Annotated in this window: 19 protein-coding genes and 1 other RNA gene; 1 reads left to right on the forward strand and 19 read right to left on the reverse strand. The window is 61.1% G+C overall.

Translation table 11 applies throughout. The features are described from left to right. Positions 1-15: 15 nt before the first annotated feature. From yunB to murD, 7 genes are read right to left on the reverse strand one after another with little or no spacing between them, the layout of a single operon-like run. On the reverse strand, positions 16-717 hold the full coding sequence (yunB, locus tag NE547_RS04560; protein WP_186906474.1) for a sporulation protein YunB: 702 nt from the start codon (positions 715-717) through the stop codon (positions 16-18). 46 nt (positions 718-763) lie between these two features. Next, a complete protein-coding gene (locus NE547_RS04565) occupies positions 764-2,020 on the reverse strand; it encodes a methionine gamma-lyase family protein (protein ID WP_256174895.1) in 1,257 nt (418 codons plus the stop codon). A 48-nt stretch (positions 2,021-2,068) separates the two neighbouring features. Continuing rightward, on the reverse strand, positions 2,069-2,656 hold the full coding sequence (locus tag NE547_RS04570; RefSeq protein WP_256174896.1) for a GNAT family N-acetyltransferase: 588 nt from the start codon (positions 2,654-2,656) through the stop codon (positions 2,069-2,071). Next, positions 2,656-3,651, reverse strand: a complete 996-nt coding sequence (locus tag NE547_RS04575; protein ID WP_186906477.1) for a M42 family metallopeptidase — start codon at positions 3,649-3,651, stop codon at positions 2,656-2,658. The genes NE547_RS04570 and NE547_RS04575 overlap by 1 nt, the downstream gene beginning before the upstream one ends. A gap of 11 nt (positions 3,652-3,662) precedes the next feature. Next, entirely contained in the window at positions 3,663-4,685 is a 1,023-nt protein-coding gene (locus NE547_RS04580) for a M42 family metallopeptidase (protein WP_186906478.1), read from the reverse strand. Further along, on the reverse strand, positions 4,679-5,719 hold the full coding sequence (locus tag NE547_RS04585) for a M20/M25/M40 family metallo-hydrolase (RefSeq protein WP_256174897.1): 1,041 nt from the start codon (positions 5,717-5,719) through the stop codon (positions 4,679-4,681). The genes NE547_RS04580 and NE547_RS04585 overlap by 7 nt, the downstream gene beginning before the upstream one ends. 50 nt (positions 5,720-5,769) lie before the next feature. Continuing rightward, a complete protein-coding gene (gene murD, locus NE547_RS04590) occupies positions 5,770-7,158 on the reverse strand; it encodes a UDP-N-acetylmuramoyl-L-alanine--D-glutamate ligase (protein ID WP_256174898.1) in 1,389 nt (462 codons plus the stop codon). A gap of 125 nt (positions 7,159-7,283) precedes the next feature. On the opposite strand from murD, the gene rnpB reads away from it, so the two are divergent. Next, positions 7,284-7,673, forward strand: an RNA gene (rnpB, locus tag NE547_RS04595) — RNase P RNA component class A. Between the two features lie 288 nt (positions 7,674-7,961). Here rnpB and NE547_RS04600 read toward each other — a convergent pair. The 12 genes from NE547_RS04600 to xerD all read right to left on the reverse strand — a co-directional run bounded on the left by NE547_RS04600 (position 7,962) and on the right by xerD (position 17,051). After that, complete coding sequence (locus NE547_RS04600) at positions 7,962-8,690, reverse strand: YebC/PmpR family DNA-binding transcriptional regulator (RefSeq protein ID WP_256174899.1); 729 nt, start codon at positions 8,688-8,690, stop codon at positions 7,962-7,964. 72 nt (positions 8,691-8,762) lie between these two features. Further along, a complete protein-coding gene (locus NE547_RS04605; RefSeq protein WP_256174900.1) occupies positions 8,763-9,560 on the reverse strand; it encodes a Nif3-like dinuclear metal center hexameric protein in 798 nt (265 codons plus the stop codon). Then, positions 9,548-10,252 carry a class I SAM-dependent methyltransferase gene (locus NE547_RS04610; RefSeq protein ID WP_256174901.1) on the reverse strand — a complete coding sequence of 235 codons (705 nt, stop codon included), beginning with the start codon at positions 10,250-10,252 and terminating at the stop codon, positions 9,548-9,550. Before NE547_RS04610 ends, NE547_RS04605 begins: the two co-directional genes overlap by 13 nt. A gap of 74 nt (positions 10,253-10,326) precedes the next feature. Continuing rightward, a complete protein-coding gene (locus NE547_RS04615) occupies positions 10,327-10,533 on the reverse strand; it encodes a DUF1858 domain-containing protein (protein ID WP_186906483.1) in 207 nt (68 codons plus the stop codon). A gap of 311 nt (positions 10,534-10,844) precedes the next feature. After that, positions 10,845-11,123 (reverse strand): zinc-ribbon domain containing protein, encoded by a 279-nt coding sequence (locus tag NE547_RS04620; protein WP_007487901.1) that lies wholly within the window; start codon positions 11,121-11,123, stop codon positions 10,845-10,847. A 73-nt stretch (positions 11,124-11,196) separates the two neighbouring features. Further along, positions 11,197-11,832, reverse strand: a complete 636-nt coding sequence (locus NE547_RS04625) for a sigma-70 family RNA polymerase sigma factor (RefSeq protein ID WP_186906484.1) — start codon at positions 11,830-11,832, stop codon at positions 11,197-11,199. Positions 11,833-11,903: 71 nt separating this feature from the next. Then, positions 11,904-13,259, reverse strand: a complete 1,356-nt coding sequence (gene glmM / locus NE547_RS04630; RefSeq protein WP_256174902.1) for a phosphoglucosamine mutase — start codon at positions 13,257-13,259, stop codon at positions 11,904-11,906. A gap of 30 nt (positions 13,260-13,289) precedes the next feature. Then, complete coding sequence (gene ruvB / locus NE547_RS04635) at positions 13,290-14,345, reverse strand: Holliday junction branch migration DNA helicase RuvB (protein WP_186906486.1); 1,056 nt, start codon at positions 14,343-14,345, stop codon at positions 13,290-13,292. A gap of 31 nt (positions 14,346-14,376) precedes the next feature. After that, positions 14,377-14,694 carry a DUF3784 domain-containing protein gene (locus NE547_RS04640; RefSeq protein WP_186906487.1) on the reverse strand — a complete coding sequence of 106 codons (318 nt, stop codon included), beginning with the start codon at positions 14,692-14,694 and terminating at the stop codon, positions 14,377-14,379. Between the two features lie 11 nt (positions 14,695-14,705). Next, entirely contained in the window at positions 14,706-15,308 is a 603-nt protein-coding gene (gene ruvA, locus NE547_RS04645; RefSeq protein ID WP_186906488.1) for a Holliday junction branch migration protein RuvA, read from the reverse strand. A gap of 173 nt (positions 15,309-15,481) precedes the next feature. After that, positions 15,482-16,015, reverse strand: coding sequence for a crossover junction endodeoxyribonuclease RuvC (ruvC, locus tag NE547_RS04650; protein ID WP_186906489.1), 534 nt, complete (start codon positions 16,013-16,015; stop codon positions 15,482-15,484). Positions 16,016-16,172: 157 nt separating this feature from the next. Next, positions 16,173-17,051: a site-specific tyrosine recombinase XerD gene (gene xerD, locus NE547_RS04655; protein ID WP_186906600.1), complete on the reverse strand. Its 879-nt coding sequence runs from the start codon at positions 17,049-17,051 to the stop codon at positions 16,173-16,175. Positions 17,052-17,067: the final 16 nt, after the last annotated feature.

Consider the following 17,067-nt stretch of genomic DNA (forward strand, 5'->3'; position numbering starts at 1 on the left):
AAAGGGGAAAAATCTTCACTCTTTTGTCAGAATTCCATCCCCGCCGAATTGGAGGTACGCATCGGGGACCTGGCCCACGATGACCGTTTCCGCAACACAGACCTGTGCTGATACGACGGATGAGGTCGTGCCGCCGGGCAGCAGCAGCGTGACCTCTACCGATACGTCCAGCATGACCTGGTGCAGGGTCTGATTGATCCCAGCAGATTGAAATGCGTTGCGGAAGGATGCCCTCGGCGCGGCCGCGGCCAGCACCCTTACCGGCAGCAGCGGTCCGTAGCCGGACAGCGGGATCAGACTGGTCAGATTGCCCAGCGGTATCCCCAGATCCTTGCTGTCAAGTGAATCCACTTGCTCAACGAGATCGCCCAAAAGCTGGGTCCGCAGTGTGTTCAGCTTGATGGGATCGGTCAGGATCGCAGTGATACCGCCGGAAAGGTCTGTCTGAAGGGTGACGATATCCGAATAGGATACTGCGCCGGAAGCCATGGCCTCCTCCACCGCCTGATTGACAATGGCGGTTACGGCGTTGTTCAGCTTGGCCAGGGCCAGCTCTTCCGCCACCGGGCGTACTCTGGCGTTGACGGCGCAAATGACCAGAAGCGCCGCAGCGATGCCCGCCAGACCCGCCAAAAGCAGTGCGCGGCGTCCGGTTTCCCCTCTGCTGCGCCGGCGGCGCGGCCGCCGGGGCCAGGGCCGACAGATTGGTCTGCCCATGGCGCTCACCCCCCATGGTGAGATACTATGCGCAGACCGGCTTGTTTCAATCCTGTTTGCCGTTCAAAAGCGCCTCTACCGCCAGCAGGATGCCGGCTTTGCCCGACTCATAGGTCAAACCGCCCTGAAGGTAAGCGGTGTAGGGCGGGCGCATCGGCGCGTCACAGGACAGTTCGATCGAGGCGCCTTGGATGAAGGCGCCCGCGGCCATAATGACCGGGCAATCATAACCAGGCATATCCCACGGCTCCGGCGTTACATAGGAGTCCACCGGTGCACCGAACTGGATGCCCCTGCAAAACTGTTTCAACGGCTCCGGCGTGCCAAAGTGGATCATCTGGATGATGTCGTGACGCACTGCATCCGAGGCGGGCTCGGTACGATACCCCAGCAGCTCCATGATCTTTGCCGCAAATACCGCGGTCTTCACCGCCTGAGCCGTGGTGTGTGGGGCAAGGAAAAGGCCTTGATAGAGGCTGCGGTTATGGCCCAGCGTACAGCCGCATTCTTTCCCAATGCCCGGCGTGGTCAGGCGCATGGCCGCGCCCTCCACCAGATCCCGCCGTCCGGCAATATACCCCCCGGTGGGGGCCAGACCGCCGCCCGGATTTTTGATGAGCGAGCCCACCACCAGGTCGGCCCCCGCCTGAATCGGCTCGCGCGTCTCCACGAACTCACCGTAGCAGTTGTCCACCAGGATGGCGGCATGGGGGTTGTGCTTTCGTACGACGGCACACAGCGCCCCGATCTCATCCACTGACAGCGAGGAACGAGTCGAGTAACCTTTGGAGCGCTGGATCAGCACCGCCTTGACCTTGGGATCGGCCACGGCCTCAGCCAGCCCGGCCGGGTCGGGCGCATCGTCCACCGGATCGACCTGGCGGTACGCCACTCCGTAGTCCTTGAGCGACCCAGGTCCCTTATCCACCACACCGATGGCGCCCAAAAGGGTGTCATAGGGCGCGCCGACGGCGGAAACCAGTACGTCGCCCGACTTCAATGCCCCAAACAGGGCGCAGGTGATGGCGTGGGTGCCGTTGACGAACTGCAGCCGCACCAGGGCGTCCTCGGCGTCAAAGAGGTCGGCATAGATCTCGTCCAGCTTGTCCCGGCCGATATCGTCGTAGCCGTAGCCGGTGGTCCCGGCAAAGTAGCTCTCCGCGACCCGATGCCGCTGAAAGGAGGCGAGTACCTTTTGGGTATTCGCCTCCGCAATGGAGTCGATGCGGTCAAAGTGATCCCGCACCTCTGTCTGCGCCTGGCGGGCCAGCGCCAGAACACGTGCGCTAATTTGTAACGTCATTTCCCTTGTTCATCCATTCTATTCCATGGTTTTGCCCATCCGGTACCATCATCGTCCTGCACCGGCGGGCCGCTTTGGGTCCGGCGTATAATCTTGCTGCAGCAAACTGAAGATAGCGTCGTCCCATAGAACGCCGTTTAACTCATGATGCTGACGCAGAATCCCTTCCTGTCGGAACCCCACCCGTTCCAGCAGCCGGATGGATGGGGCGTTGAAGGCTCCGGTCTGCGCATAGAGCTTATTCAGTCCAAATTCCAGCAGGAGCATGGAGCAAAGGACGGAGAGCGCCTGCCGCATGAGGCCCTTCCCTCTCCACGGCGGAGCGAGAAAATATCCTACCTCGGCGCTGCGGTTGCGGGAGTTGTAGTTCGAGGCGGTGAGTTTGCCCACGGGGCGGAGCGTTCCCCGCAAGTAGACCCCGCAAATCAGCGTTGCCGGATCCTCCAGCGCCGTTTGATACCGTATCCGCAGCTCGTCGGCCCCGCGCAGATGCACCGGCCGACAGGTCAGGCGTTCAAATCCTTCCTCGTCCTCCAGATGACGCAGGCAAAGCAGCGCTTCAACCGTCAAGGTATCCAGTCGGATACACCCCGCCTGCCAGGGCAGCAGCGCCCTGGCGTCCGAGAGGCGGTCCATCAGTCCAGCTTGCTCTGGGCATAGGCGGCGACCAGGGCGGCGCAGGCCTCCACATCACCCACATCCGCCATCTCCATTGGGGAGTGGACATAGCGGGTGGAAATCGAGATGCCGCCGGTGCAGACGCCGCCGCGGGTCTGATGGATGGCCCCCGCATCGGTGCCGCCGAACCGGAGCACATCCCTCTGGAAGGGGATGTGCTGTGCCTTCGCCAGCGCCTCCAGCTTGGCCACCATGGCAGGATGACAGATGACGGAGCTGTCCATCACCTTGATGGCGGCGCCTCCGCCGGCGACGCTGCTGCAGTCATGGGGTGCCTCCGGGATATCGTCGGAGTCGGTCACGTCCACGGCGATGCCGTAGTCCGGATCCACCCCATAGGCGGCGGTACGGGCGCCGCGCAGCCCCAGCTCCTCCTGAACGGTAAAGATGAAGTACAGGTCGTTTTCGCGCTTCACCAGCCGCTCCATGGCCATCAGCAGCACGACGCAGGCGATACGGTCGTCCAGATAGGGGGAGAAGATACGGCCGCCGGTACGAAAGGCGGGCGTATCATAGACCGCGGTATCGCCGATCTGCACCATCGCTTTGGCCTGGGCACGATCAGCGGCTCCAATGTCGATATAGAGATCGTCCAGCTTACTGTTTTTGGCCTCTACCTTTCCCTCCAGGGCCACCACGCCCCGGACGCCGTTTTTGAAGCGGATGGGAGTGCCCAGAAGATCCGGGGCGGAGAGCCCGCCCAGCTTTCCAAAGCGCAGAAAGCCCTTTTCGTCGATGTGTGTGACGATAAACCCAATGGAATCCATATGGGCGGCAAACATCACCCGCGGGCCGCTCCCTTTCTTGCGGCAGATCAGATTGCCCAGGGTATCCACTCTGCACTCGTCCACATAGGGGGCGGCCAGCTCACGGAGCTTGGCGGCCACTTGAGCTTCGTCTCCCGCAGGGCCGTGGCAGGCGTTGAGCGCCTGCAGCGTCTTTAAAATATCCATGGTATCCTCCCTCAGCCTTCCGCCAGGCTGCTGATGAACAGTCGGGCCAGGCGCAGCATATCTTCAAAATCCCGGATGGCGCCCACACTGGACGGAGCATGCAGATAGCGCACCGCCGCCGACAGCACCAGGGTGCGCACCCCTTCTTTGGTTCGCTGGATGGCCGAGGCGTCGTTGCCCCCGGCCAGGTAGTGTTTCGTCTGCCAGGGGATGTGGTTGTCCTCTGCCAGAGCGCGCATCCGTTCGAACAGCCCGCGGTCTGCGACGGAGCCGTTGTCCATATAGAGGATCACCGGCCCTTTCCCCGGGGAACAGACCTTCTTGTGCTCCGGCGCGCCCGCCAGGTCGGCGGCGGTGGTGGTCTCCAGCACCAGCGCGATCTCGGGCGTCACCGAGAACGCGGCGGCAAACGCGCCGCGGGTGCCCACTTCCTCCTGAACGGTGAAGGCGAACGTCACGTCCATGGGAAGCTCCTCTTTCAGCAGCTCCAGCAGAATGGCGCAGCCGACCCGGTCATCCAGCGCCTTTGCCTTGAGAAAGCCGTCCCCAAACGCCACTACGTCGCTGTCAAAAACGGCACAGTCGCCCAGATTCACTTTGGACTCGGCTTCCTCCTTGTCTTTGGCGCCGATGTCGATATAAAATTCCTCCAGCTTGGGGACGGTTTTTTCCTCTTCCGCGGAGACCAGATGGTAGGCCTTCAGGCCAATGACGCCCGGGACGCCCTTCTCTCCGATCCGGACCGGCTTTCCAAGGAGCACACGGCGGTCGATCCCGCCTACGGCGCTGAATTTTAAATAGCCCTCATCGGTCACAGAGCGGATGATGAGCCCTACCTCATCCATATGCGCAGCCAAGAGCAGCTTGCTGCCCGTGGACTTCCGCCCCTTCTTGAAGACGATCAGGTTTCCCATGGCGTCGGTGCGGATGTCGTCGGCGTAGGGCTCCGCCCTGGCGCGGAGAAAGGAACGCACCGGTGCTTCGAAGCTGGATACGCCGGGCAGCAGGCAGAGTTCACGAATCTGATTCAGCACAGCGCCTCAGCCTCCTTTCCAAGATTCTGGGCGAAGGCGGCCAGCAGCCGGGCCGCCGCCTCCAGATCACTCAGATCCAATACCTCCACGGGCGAGTGCATATACTTCAGCGGTACGGAAAGCACCGAAGTGGCGATCCCCTCCCGGCTGATCTGGAAATACCAGCCGTTGGTGCCGGTATGACCGCCCATGACCTCCAGCTGATAGTCCAGCTCCAGCTCCTTGGCCTTGGATACCATACGCCGGGTCATCCAATGGGTCATGTTGGGCCCCACACCGATGGCCGGGCCGCCGCCCAGCGGGAAAGTCCGGTCCTTCTGGCCGTCCGGCGTGGCGCCATGGGTCACATCCACCGCCACGCAAAAATCCGGTGCGATGGAAAAGGCCGCGGTCTTGGCCCCTGCGCCGGAGAACTCCTCTCCGGTACTGCCCAAAAGGTAGAGATCGACGTCCAGCGATTTGTCCAGCAGCAGTTCCGCCGCCCGCAGAAGCGCCGCAAAGCAGGAGCGGTCGTCCATAGACTTGCCGCACATTTGCCGTTCCCCCAACGGGGCGCAGCCGCCCCGAAAGACGATAGGGGTGCCAAGTGCAACCGCCTGCACCGCCTGCTCCTGCGTCATGCCGATGTCCACCATCAGCTCCGGGATGGGGATGGATTTGCCGCTGTCCCCCGCCTTCTGCACATGAGGCGGCAGACAGGCCACCACGCCGAAACGCGGAGGATCGGTGAGCACCGTCACCTCCCGGTCGGGCAGCATCCGGGGATCGACTCCGCCGATGGAGCGGAAGCGGAGAAAGCCCTCCTCAATGCCGATGGTGATGAGCCCGATCTCATCCAGGTGGGCGTCCAGCAGCAGCTTCTTGGCGTTGGGCCTGCCGCAGTGGCGCACGCCCACCACGCTTCCGCTGCGGCTGATGGAGACCTCGTCCACCAGGGGCCGCAGCAGCTCCGCGGCCATCCGGGCCGCCGGTCCCTCGAAGCCGGAGGGCGCGGTCTGGGTACACAGGCGCTCCAGCGCTTGTCGGATATCCATTGTTTCAACTCCTTATTTTCCGTCGGAACGGCGGAAACGGCTGTCCCGCTTTACGGCAGCTCGTAAATGATTTTTTTAAAGGCCGCGCCCCGTTCCATGAAATTTTTAAACCGATCAAAGGAAGCACAGGCCGGGGACAGGAGAACCACGTCGCCGGGGCGGGCAAGTTTGTGGGCCTCCAGCACCGCCTGGGTAAAATCCTCGCAGGTTTCGATGGAGGGCTGTCCCGGGCGATAGCCGGGGGCGGCCTCCACGCAGGCACGAATCTTGGGCGCCGTGTCTCCGGTGAGTACCAGGGCTTTCACATGCGCAATGATCTCAGGACCGAGCGCGTCGAAGGGGATATGCTTGTCATAGCCGCCCGCAATGAGGATGACCTTCTCCCGGAAGGAGCGCAGCCCGGCCGTGGTGCGGGAGGGGCTGGAGGCGATGGAATCGTTGTAATAACGCACACCGTTTCGTGTGCGCACCAGCTCGATCCGGTGCTCCACTCCCGCAAACGTTCCGGCAAAGGCACGGATGGTCTCGTCCGGGACCAGACCGTCCACTGCGGCGATGGCCGCCATGTAGTTCTCCACATTATGCGCTCCGGGGAGCAGAATCCCATCCAAGGAAAGCACCGGCCTGGAATGCAGGTCGGTGGTGCTCCAGATGGCATCGTCCTTCAGGAAGACGCCGCGCGCCAACGCTTCCCTGCGGCTGAACAGGACGACCCGGCCGGGGGCAGCCGCGGCAAAGCCCCGGGTAATGTCGTTGTCCTGATTGAGTACCACCAGACCGTCCGCCGTTTGATGGGAAAAGATGTTCTCCTTGGCGGCGATGTACTCGCTCATCGATTTGTGGACATCCAGGTGGTTGGGGGCCAGATTCGTGACCACGGCGATATCGGGACTTCGGTCCATGGTCATGAGCTGGAAGGAGGACAGCTCCAGCACGGCCAGATCCTCCGCTTCCATGCCGTCCACGTCCGGCAGGAGCGGCTTGCCGATATTGCCGCCCACATACACGTTCCGTCCTGCCGCCTTTAAAAGCTCCGCGATCATGGTCGTGGTCGTGGTCTTCCCATCACTGCCGGTAACGGCGATGATGTTACAGGGGCATACCTGAAAGAAAACCTCCATCTCGGAGGTGAGCACGCTTCCACGCTCCACCGCCGCCAGAAGCTGTGGGACGTCGGGCCGCAGGCCGGGCGTACGGAAGATCACATCGTGGTCCAGCCCCTCCAGATAGTCCGGGCCCAGGCGCAGTTCGGCGCCCAGGCTCTCCAGTGCTTCGGCCTGCCCGCCGAACTCCTGTTTCTGCCGTTTATCGCAGGCGGTGACCCGGATCCCCGCACGCAGCAGCATTTTAATCAGCGGCGTATTGGACACGCCGATCCCGATCACAGCGACTCGCTTGCCCTTCAGTTCGGCCAGATAGTCCTGTATGGTGGAACGCATGGCGCTTCCTCCTTTTTCCGTTTACAAATCAAGACAAAATATTATATCCCATCCAGGCAGAAATTTCAATCGAAAGCACTCCATTGATTTGACAAGAAGCGTGAAATCAGGTACAATGTCCTTCGCAAGTAAGCTGGACAGCCGCGCGGACGGGGCGAAAGGCCCGCCTGTGAGGAAAGTCCGGGCTCCACAGGGCAAGGATAACGGGTAACACCCGCCGGGGGCGACCCTAGGAAAAGTGCAACAGAGATAAACCGCCTCGTCCCCCCAAAAGGGGCCGGCGCAAAAACTTGGTTTTTGCGCCGACGAGGTAAGGGTGGAAAGGCGGAGGTAAGAGCCCGCCCGACGGCGTGCCAAGCGTCCGTCGCTGTAAACTCTATCCGGAGCAACGCCGTGGAGGGACACTTGGTCGGCCCGACCGTCCCAGGGAGGCGGCTGGAGCGTACCGGCAACGGTACGTCGAGATAGATGGCTGTCTTAAATGACAGAACCCGGCTTACAGGTTTGCTTGCAGCTTAAAAAGTCCGCTTCCGTCTCGGAAGCGGACTTGAGCTTGTCGAAAAAGGCCAAAGGCCTTTTTCGACAGAGGGATGCATGACGGCCAGGGCTCGATTCCTGCGGAAAAGTCGCCCTGTCCGTCATGAGAGGTGTCATTTCCGACGCACGTGTCGCCGGAAATGACGGAGCTTCCTTTCCTTCCGTCGTCTGCGGACGGCTCAACTCTGCCAGGCTCTTCTCCAGGAGGGTTTTTCGACCGCCTGAAAGTCCGCTTCCGTCTCGGAAGCGGACTTTTTTGTATGGACTCAATCCTGATCCCAGTTGTGCCAAACGTTCTGGACGTCGTCGTTTTCTTCCAGCAGGTCGATGAGCTTTTCCATGTTCTTGATGTCGTCCTCGTTCTCCAGCTTGACATAGTTCTGGGGAACCATTTCTACGGCAGCCTGGACAAACAGATAGCCCTTCTCCTCCAGTGTGGCCAGCACGGCGCCAAAGGCGTCGGGGTCGGTATAGATCTCAAAGGCCTCACCCTCTGCCTGCATGTCGTCTGCGCCGGCGTCCAGGGCGTCCATCATGACGGTGTCTTCGTCCAAATCTTCCTTCTCAATGACGATGACGCCCTTGCGGTCAAAAGACCAGGACACGCAGCCGGTAGCGCCCAGCCCCTTGCCGTACTTGTCCAGCAGATGGCGCACCTCGGGGGCGGTGCGGTTGCGATTGTCGGTCAAAGCGTCCACGATGACGGCCACACCGGAGGGGCCGTAGCCCTCATAGGTCACATTTTCATAGGCGTCGGCATTGCCGGAACCCAGCGCCTTGTCAATGGTGCGCTTGATATTGTCGTTGGGCATATTGGCGGCCTTCGCTTTCGCTACGACCGTAGCCAGGCGGGAGTTGTTGTTGGGGTCGCCGCTGCCGCCGGTCTTGACCGCCACGATCATCTCGCGGGCAATTTTGGTGAATATCTGAGAACGCTTGGCGTCAGCCGCGCCCTTCGTTTTCTGGATATTATGCCATTTGGAATGTCCTGACATACTACTCGTTCCCTTCCTTAGTCGAAAATCAGCGCAAACAGTTTATCACGTTACGAAAGCATTGGCAACCCCTTATCCATAAGAAAACGCCTCTTTGTGCCGGGCTGTGGCAAAAACCTCCACCTTGGGGAAGGCATCGGAGAGCCACTTTGCCAGTACGGGCACCACCACCTGCTCCGTAGGATAGTGGCCAGCGTCGATCAAATTGATGCCAAGGGCCTTGGCGTCCAAAAAGCCGTTATACTTCACATCGGCGGTCACAAACGTGTCGCAGCCCAGAGCCAGCGCGTCGGAAAGCAGATCCGCGCAGGCGCCGCCGCCCACGGCTACCCGCCGCACAGGGCGGCGGGCATCCACGTAGCGCACGCCGTTGGCGCCCAGCTGCTGCTTGACAAAGGCGGCGAAGGCCGGGGCATACATGGGCGCACCCACGGTGTTGCCTATCCGGCCGATGCCGTAGGGCCGCCCGGAGGCGTCCACGCCGCCCTGCTTGAGCGGCTCGATCTGTACCAGATCCAGCCGGTGGGCCAGCGCGTCGTTGACGCCGCCCGCGACTGCGTCCAGATTGGTGTGGGCGCAGATAGCGGCGATTTTGCGTTCCACAAGCGCGAGCAGGATGCGCCCGGTGGGATCGCCGTCTGTGATGCTGCGCGCCGGGTGAAAGAGCACCGGGTGATGGGAGACGATCAGCTGGGCGCCGCGCTCCCTGGCTTCGGAGACTACCGGCTCGGTGATATCCAGGGACACCAGAATCCTGTCGACCGCCTGATCCCCGCGGCCCACCAGAAAACCAGCATTGTCAAACTCCATCTGGATGGAAAAGGGGGCCAGGGTATCCAGAAGCTGATAGATCTCTCTTACGGTTGCCATGTGATCCACTCCTCTCTCATTTTCGCTAAACCACGATGTACGGCCTCCAGCGCCTCCAACCGCGGCGCGTCGGAAGCCCGCGTGGAGCGGCGCAGTCCCGTTACGGCCCGGGCAGCCCGGGCTTCCAAGCGGGTCAAATATTCCAGCCGCAACGGGTCCGCCGTTTCCCTGCTCTGCCGTCCGGCCCACTGCTCGGCGGGAGTGAGCGCTTCCATGAAGCCCGCCCTGACTTGAAGGGCGGTATAAAGGGTATCCCCTTCCCGGCTCAGATGCTCCCGCTCAATCCGATAACCCTGCCGCTGCAGCCACGGCCGCAGGGCGCTCTGGGCGCTCATGGGCTGGAGCAGCAGCAGACACCCCTGCTCCCGCACCCAAGGGGCGGCCGCCAGAATAGCGGCGATGGTCTCCCCGCCCATCCCGGCTATGGCAATGGTATCCGCCTCGGCTGGCGCAATGCCGGAAAGACCGTCGCACAGGCGGAATTCCATCCGCTCCGCCAGACCGTACCGGGCGGCGGTGCTTCGGGCTCGGTCCAACGGACCGGGGCGCAGGTCGGAAACCAGCGCATGCTCGATGATCCCCTGCTGGAGCAGCCAGACCGGCAAATAAGCGTGGTCAGTGCCTACGTCGGCAAAACGCGCCCCCGGGGGCACCAGTCCGGCAACGGAGCGCAGGCGCGGAGAAAGTTCCATGGGGCTATCCTCCTCTCTTCTCTTGCCCAGGATAAAAAAAGAGCGGCCAAGGCCGCTCTTTTTTCGGATGTTTCTTACTTCGCGGCGCCGACGCTGGCGTTGATTTTGGCCAGCAGCTCGTCTACGTCCACGCCGTGCACCATGCAGGCCTGCTCTACGGTTTCGCCGCGGGAAGAGGGGCAGCCCAAGCAATGCATACCGATGGACAGGAAGATGGGCGCGGTCTCGGGAGCGATGTCCAGAATATCGCCGATAATGGTATCTTTCGTGATCTGAGCCATTTCAGATAGACCTCCAAATTTCTAGGATATTAGTAGTATATCCTATCTTTCGTCTTTTTTCAAGACACAGATCAATTTTCTTGTTTTCCCTGCAGAGCCAACTTCCTTGACGGCCCTCGCGCCGCCGCATCAAACCGATCTGTTATCCCCCTGTGCTCTTTCCCTCCGCCGTGGCTGCACGTTTCCCCCCATTTAAACCGGAGGCCGCAGGGGATGCATCCGAAACCGAATCCACGCCCATTCGGCAAGCGGTCAGAGAAAGACGCAAAAAAGGGACGCCCATGCGGGCGTCCCTTTCTCTCTTCAGGCTGTTAGCCCTGCTCACGCATACGAGCGAAGCAATCGCTGCAGTACACGGGACGATCGGACTTGGGCTCGAAGGGCACCTTGGCCTCACCGCCGCAGGCAGCGCAGGTCGCGGTGAAGTACTCGCGAGGACCGCGGGAAGCGGCCTTGCGGGCGTCACGGCACGCCTTGCAGCGCTGGGGCTCGTTCTGGAAGCCGCGCTCGGCATAGAACTCCTGCTCACCGGCGGTGAACACGAACTCCTGGCCACATTCCTTACATACCAGAGTCTTGTCTTCGTACATGATTTTACCCTCTCTTTGCTTTGTTGCCCAGGTCCGGAATAACCGATTATGCTGGGACAGTGTAATATTGCGTTCAGCTCTCGCTGAAATCGCCAAAAGAATGGTGCTGTGCCAATTTGCGCCGGATGCGCTGGACAGCGTTGTCCACCGATTTCGGGGACTTGTTTACCTCGGCTGCAATTTCGGAATAGGACAGACCGTTCAGATACAACCGAAGTATGCTTGCTTCGAAACCGGACAATTGGCCCTCCAGCGCCCGCATCCGCTCCTGAAACGCCTCCCTGCCGAGCAGGATGGCCTCTGGGTCTTCCTGGAGCTGATCCGCCGCGCCGTAAGCATAATGGTCGCCGTTCCCGCTAAAAAGAGGGGTTTCGAACGAGACATAGTTGTTCAGCGGTATGTGCTTATCTCTTGCTGCTGCTTTGATGACGGAAATCAGACGGTTTTTGATGCAGACCTCCGCAAACGTACGAAAGGAAGCCGCTTTCCCGGAATCGTATTCCCGAATCGCGGCCAGCAGGCCCACCATTCCTTCCTGGATAAGGTCCTCACTGTCCCCCCCCGCCAGAAAATACGGGCGGGCACAAATACGCACCAGGCGATGATAGCGCATCACAAGGGCTTCTTCTGCGATGCGGTCGCCTGATGCGGCCAACGTACACAGAGCTTCGTCCGCGCGTTCCGATTGCCGGGTATGATCTGCTTTCATGCCGGATCTCCTTGCATATTATACGCAGATAAAAAAGGCTTTGTCAAGCTTTTGCGCAAAATATTTCGAGCTTATCCATAGATTTTTATGATATTTGCCAAAGCCTCTGCAGCGTTTCGTGCATCACCCTCGCTTTGGGCCTCCACCATGACCCGGATCAGGGATTCCGTGCCCGAAGGGCGCACCAGCACGCGCCCCGTCCCGGCCATCGCGTCTTCCTGGGCGGTCACCGCATCCCGGATCGATGGGTCGGCCATAATCGCGCTCTTCTGCGCCTGACCTGCCACAGGGACATTGATGAGCACCTGAGGATAGCGCCGGCAGCCTGCCACCAGCTCCGAAGCGCGCTTACCCGATTTGTGGAGCAGAGACAGGAACTGCAGCGCCGTCAGCTGGCCGTCGCCGGTGGTGGCATACTTGCGGAAAATGGTATGGCCGGACTGCTCGCCGCCCAGCATATAACCGCACGCCTCCATCTTCTCCAGCACGTTGCGGTCCCCTACGTCGGTGCAGTGGAGATCGATCCCGTTTTCCCGGCAGAAGACCCGCAGGCCCATATTGCTCATCACGGTAGCGACCAGGGCGTTTCCGGGAAGCTTTCCCTCCTGCTTCAGAGCCAGCCCGCAGGAGGCGACGACCTGATCGCCGTCGATCTCCTCTCCGGTTTCGTCTACCATCAGGCAACGGTCTGCGTCGCCGTCAAATGCGATGCCGAGATCATAGCCGCCCGCCTTCACCATGGCCCTGAGGCTGTCCAAATGGGTGGAGCCGCAGCCGTGATTGATGTTCACTCCATCCGGGTCGGCATGGATCACATCGGTATGCAGGTCGGGGAAACGGTCAAACAGACGCGCGGCGGTGGCGGAAGCGGCGCCGTTGGCGCAGTCCACCAGAATGTGCAGGCCCGAAAGGTCTGTGTCCACCGTGGAGACCAGATAGTCGATGTAGTCCTGCGCCTCCTTCTCGTCGGCATAGATGACCCGGCCGATCTCACCGTGGGTCTTGAGCGGCACGGCGGTCCGGCTCAGGACGATCTCCTCGATCTTTCCCTCCAGCGCGTCGGAGAGCTTGAAGCCCCGATGGTCGAAGATCTTGATGCCGTTGTGTTCAAAGGGATTGTGGGAAGCCGAGATCACGATGCCCGCGTCGGCCTTGGCGTCCACCGTGATCCAGGCCACGGCGGGCGTTGGGATGACCCCCAGATGGAGCACGTCCGCCCCGGCGGAGCACAGTCCCGCGACCAGCGCCCCCTCCAGCAGGTCTGAGGAGATGCGGGTGTCCTTGCCGATGGTGAAACGAGGCTGTCCTCCGCCCTTCGCTTCGGCCATAACATAGGCGGCCGCCATGCCCACTTGGAACGCCAGCCGGGCGTCCAGCCCGGCGTTGACCACACCACGGATCCCGTCGGTGCCAAATAATCTGCCCATAAAAATCCTTCCTTTCCGTCCGATCACACATTAGAATGAAAGCTGGTCCAGTGCTCCGCCCGGGACGCTCAGGCCCAAGTGTTCGTAGGCCCGCCGGGTGACGCAGCGTCCCCGGGGCGTGCGGGTCAGAAAGCCCATCTGCATCAGATAGGGCTCATACACGTCCTCCAGAGTCACGGCCTCCTCGTTGATGGTAGCGGCCAGGGTCTCCAGGCCCACAGGCCCGCCGGAATAGTGCTCAATGATACTGGTGAGCATCCGACGGTCAATGGCGTCCAGTCCCAGATAATCCACCTCCAGCGCGGAGAGCGCCTGGTCGGCCACGCCCCGGGTGATCACGCCGCCGGCCTTTACCTGGGCGAAGTCCCGCACCCGCCGGAGCATCCGGTTGGCGATCCGCGGAGTGCCCCGGCTGCGCCGGGCGATCTCCATGGCGCCCTCCTCTTCGATGGGCACGTTCAGGATGCCCGCCGACCGCTTGACGATGAGCGAAAGCTCCTCTGGGGTGTACAGCTCCAGCCGCAGCGTAACGCCAAAACGGTCCCGCAGGGGCGCGGAGAGCTGTCCGGCACGGGTGGTAGCTCCAATCAGCGTGAAATGCGGCAGGTCCAGCCGGATGGAGTTGGCGGAGGGGCCCTTGCCGATGATGATGTCGATGGCGTAGTCCTCCATGGCCGGGTAGAGGATCTCCTCCACCGAGCGGTTGAGCCGGTGGATCTCATCTACGAAAAGGATATCGTTCTCATTCAGGTTGGTCAGCAGGGCGGCCAGGTCGCCGGGCTTTTCGATGGCGGGGCCGGAGGTAATGCGGATATTGACCCCCATCTCGTTGGCAATGATCCCGCTGAGCGTGGTCTTGCCCAGGCCCGGGGGGCCATGGAGCAGCACGTGGTCCAGCGGCTCGGAACGCATTTTTGCGGCCTGGATGAAAACAGACAGGTTCTCCTTGGCCTTTTGTTGTCCGATGTATTCGCTGAGCGCCTTGGGCCGCAGGGAGTATTCCCCTTCGTCCTCACGGGTCAGCGAGGTGGTGACCAGCGGCTCCTGGGTCTCAAAGCCGCCCTGCTCGGAAAAATCGATACTCAATGGGTCCACTCCTTTGAAACGGCTGGAGAACCTATTTGCGCCTCACCGTTTTGGATGTATTTCGATAGATGACTCCGGTCACGACCGTAAGGAAGAAGAGCGCCAGCCCGACCCACAGAAGTATCATCGCATCGAATACCGCGCTCAGCGCGATGACCGCCCAGCAGGCAGCCAGGGCCAGCATAAGCCGGCCCATGCAGCGGCACAGGGCACTCTCGTCATAGTTTGCCTTTTCTTCGGGACTGGCGGTGTTGTACCCTGCGATCAGGAACGCGCCCTTTCCGCGGAAAAAAACGGCGGCCAGAGTCAGAAACAGCAGGATGAAGATTCCGTGGACGATTAACAGCATGGCGCCCTCCCCTACTTTACCATCTTTTTCAAGGCGTGCTTGACGATCTCCTCCAGCTTGAGCTGCTCCATGTCCAAGCCCTTGAGGGCGGCGGCGATTTCGTTCTGACTGTAGCCCAGCACGGCCAGCGCGGCGGCGGCCTCACTGGATTTGTTCTCCGGAATGACGGTCACGCCGGTGCCGCCGTAAGTCTCCCCGGATGCCGCAAGCTGTCCCTTGGCCAGCTTGTCTTTCAGCTCCAGAATAATGCGCTGGGCAATCTTTTTCCCGATGCCCTGGGCCACCGTGAGCGACTTCTCATCCCCAGTGATGATGCTCATGGCCAGTCCCTCCGGCGTGGTGGCCGAGAGGATGGACAGCGCCGCCTTGGGCCCCACGCCGGATACCCCGATGAGCATTCGAAAGCAGTTGAGTTCATTTTCTGAATAAAAACCGTACAGCTCCATGGCGTCCTCACGCACGTTCAGGTGGGTATAGAGCGTGGCGGGCGCTCCCTTTTCCAGGCGGGAGAGCGTAGTATTGGTGGTCCGGCAGGCATAGCCGACCCCCCCGCAGTCGATCACGGCCAGAAAGGGAGCCACGTGGGCCACGGTGCCTTTGACATAGTAAAACATCGTATCGTCTCCTCAGAACCGGTATTCGCAAGGATTGCGCACCGTCCGGGCGGGCCGGCTTCCGCCGTGCCGCGTTGCTTCTCCCTGCCATACACAAACGTATGGCTTGCGTCAGATCGCCTTGTACGGCAAACACTCGCCCGGACCATGCCCCGCCCCGGCAAGTACGGGTCCTAATCCTTTCGCACCGCGTACCGGCCGCTGCCCGGCCGGGCGGCATCCGGGCTTTGAAGGCGGGAGGTGTACGACCGGGCGTGGCACAGGGCAATGGCCAGCGCATCGGCGGCGTCATCCGGCCTGGGCACGGTCCTCAGGCTCAGCAGGCGCTTCGTCATATCCATTATCTGGCGTTTTTCCGCCTTGCCATAGCCCGCCACCGCCAGCTTGACCTGAGAGGGAGCGTACTCAAAGATAGGCACGCCGAAGCGCTCCGCCTCGGTCAGGATCACACCGCGGGCCTGCGCCACCCCGATGCCGGTGGTAATATTGTTGTTGAAAAACAACTCCTCCACCGCCATGGCATCAGGCTGGAACAGCTCGAACAGCCGGTCCATATCATTGGCGATCTGCAAAAGCCGTTTGGGCAGCGGTTCCCCCGCCGGAGTGTTGATGGCCCCGCACTGGACCAGCCGCTGCCGTCCCCGTTCGGCCTCTATTACCCCAAAGCCCACGATGGCGAAGCCCGGGTCGATGCCCAAAATCATCATAGGGGACCTCACCTTCCTCAATCCATACGCAGAATATTGTATCACAGCAGAAAACCCTGCGCAATAAGCAAATGGGTGCAAAGAGGGCCGCGGAAAACACCGCGGCCCTCTTTGTTCAAAAGAAGAATCTGCCGTTGAGAAGTCCGGCACAATCATTCTATGCCCGTGGATGTGCTTTATTATAGACATCCTTCAGCTTTTGGTTTACCAGCTGGGCGTAAATTTGAGTGGAGGAAATGTCTGCGTGCCCCAGCATCTCCTGGATCGAACGCAGATCGGCGCCGTTTTCCAGCAGGTGAGCGGCAAAGGAGTGGCGCAGCGTATGGGGCGTGATGTCCTTCTGGATCCCAGCCTTCTCCTGATAGTGCTTGATGATCTTCCAAAAGCCCTGGCGGCTCATGCGCTCTCCGCTCATATTCACGAACAAGGCGCTGGTGTCGGGTCGCTCCACCATCTGGGGCCGCACATGCTCCACATAATCACCCAGCGCCCGTACCGCCGTCTGGTACAATGGAATGATGCGTTCCTTCCCACGGCCGGGGCATCGGATGAAGCCGGCAGAGAGATTCAGGTGTGCCAGATCCAGACTGATGAGTTCGGAAACGCGGATCCCGGTGGCGTAAAGCAGCTCCAGCATGGCCTTGTCCCGGCAGCCCTTGGCGTCGGCCGGATCAGGCTGTTCCAGAAAAAGCTCGACTTCTTTTGAAGTGAGGATCTGGGGCAGTTTGCGTTCCACCTTGGCGGGCGCGATTCCTCTGGCAGGGTTAAGCGCCACATGGCCCGCTCCCAACATATAAGTATAAAAGGATTTCAAGGAGGCCAGGGACCGTGTGACGGTGGCCACCGATTTCCCTTTGGACGACAAGTGCTTGGTGTAGCTCTCCACATCCGGCTGGGCAGCCTGTTCCGGAGAAAGCCCCTCCCCTTCCAGCCAGCGGACAAACTGGTTCACATCCCGCAGGTAGGAACTGAGCGTGTTGGAGGATGCCTTTTTTTCTGTGACCAGATACGCTTCATAACCCTCCAGATACTCCATTGTCACCAACACCCTC

The sequence above is a fragment of the Flavonifractor sp. DFI.6.63 genome, from assembly GCF_024462255.1.
Lineage (GTDB): Bacteria > Bacillota > Clostridia > Oscillospirales > Oscillospiraceae > Lawsonibacter_A > Lawsonibacter_A hominis.

Bases quoted from the DNA above. Each gene is read 5' to 3' on its own strand.
- NE547_RS04640 (WP_186906487.1), bottom strand. From the start codon at position 14,694: ATGCTGTTAATCGTCCACGGAATCTTCATCCTGCTGTTTCTGACTCTG.
- NE547_RS04625 (WP_186906484.1), bottom strand. From the start codon at position 11,832: ATGAAAGCAGATCATACCCGGCAATCGGAACGCGCGGACGAAGCTCTG.
- NE547_RS04565 (WP_256174895.1), bottom strand. From the start codon at position 2,020: ATGACGTTACAAATTAGCGCACGTGTTCTGGCGCTGGCCCGCCAGGCG.
- NE547_RS04610 (WP_256174901.1), bottom strand. From the start codon at position 10,252: ATGGAACTTTCTCCGCGCCTGCGCTCCGTTGCCGGACTGGTGCCCCCG.
- NE547_RS04585 (WP_256174897.1), bottom strand. From the start codon at position 5,719: ATGGATATCCGACAAGCGCTGGAGCGCCTGTGTACCCAGACCGCGCCC.
- NE547_RS04575 (WP_186906477.1), bottom strand. From the start codon at position 3,651: ATGGATATTTTAAAGACGCTGCAGGCGCTCAACGCCTGCCACGGCCCT.
- ruvC (WP_186906489.1), bottom strand. From the start codon at position 16,015: ATGATGATTTTGGGCATCGACCCGGGCTTCGCCATCGTGGGCTTTGGG.
- NE547_RS04605 (WP_256174900.1), bottom strand. From the start codon at position 9,560: ATGGCAACCGTAAGAGAGATCTATCAGCTTCTGGATACCCTGGCCCCC.
- ruvA (WP_186906488.1), bottom strand. From the start codon at position 15,308: ATGTTTTACTATGTCAAAGGCACCGTGGCCCACGTGGCTCCCTTTCTG.
- NE547_RS04615 (WP_186906483.1), bottom strand. From the start codon at position 10,533: ATGGCTCAGATCACGAAAGATACCATTATCGGCGATATTCTGGACATC.
- NE547_RS04620 (WP_007487901.1), bottom strand. From the start codon at position 11,123: ATGTACGAAGACAAGACTCTGGTATGTAAGGAATGTGGCCAGGAGTTC.
- NE547_RS04570 (WP_256174896.1), bottom strand. From the start codon at position 2,656: ATGGACCGCCTCTCGGACGCCAGGGCGCTGCTGCCCTGGCAGGCGGGG.
- xerD (WP_186906600.1), bottom strand. From the start codon at position 17,051: ATGGAGTATCTGGAGGGTTATGAAGCGTATCTGGTCACAGAAAAAAAG.
- glmM (WP_256174902.1), bottom strand. From the start codon at position 13,259: ATGGGCAGATTATTTGGCACCGACGGGATCCGTGGTGTGGTCAACGCC.
- yunB (WP_186906474.1), bottom strand. From the start codon at position 717: ATGGGCAGACCAATCTGTCGGCCCTGGCCCCGGCGGCCGCGCCGCCGG.
- murD (WP_256174898.1), bottom strand. From the start codon at position 7,158: ATGCGTTCCACCATACAGGACTATCTGGCCGAACTGAAGGGCAAGCGA.
- NE547_RS04600 (WP_256174899.1), bottom strand. From the start codon at position 8,690: ATGTCAGGACATTCCAAATGGCATAATATCCAGAAAACGAAGGGCGCG.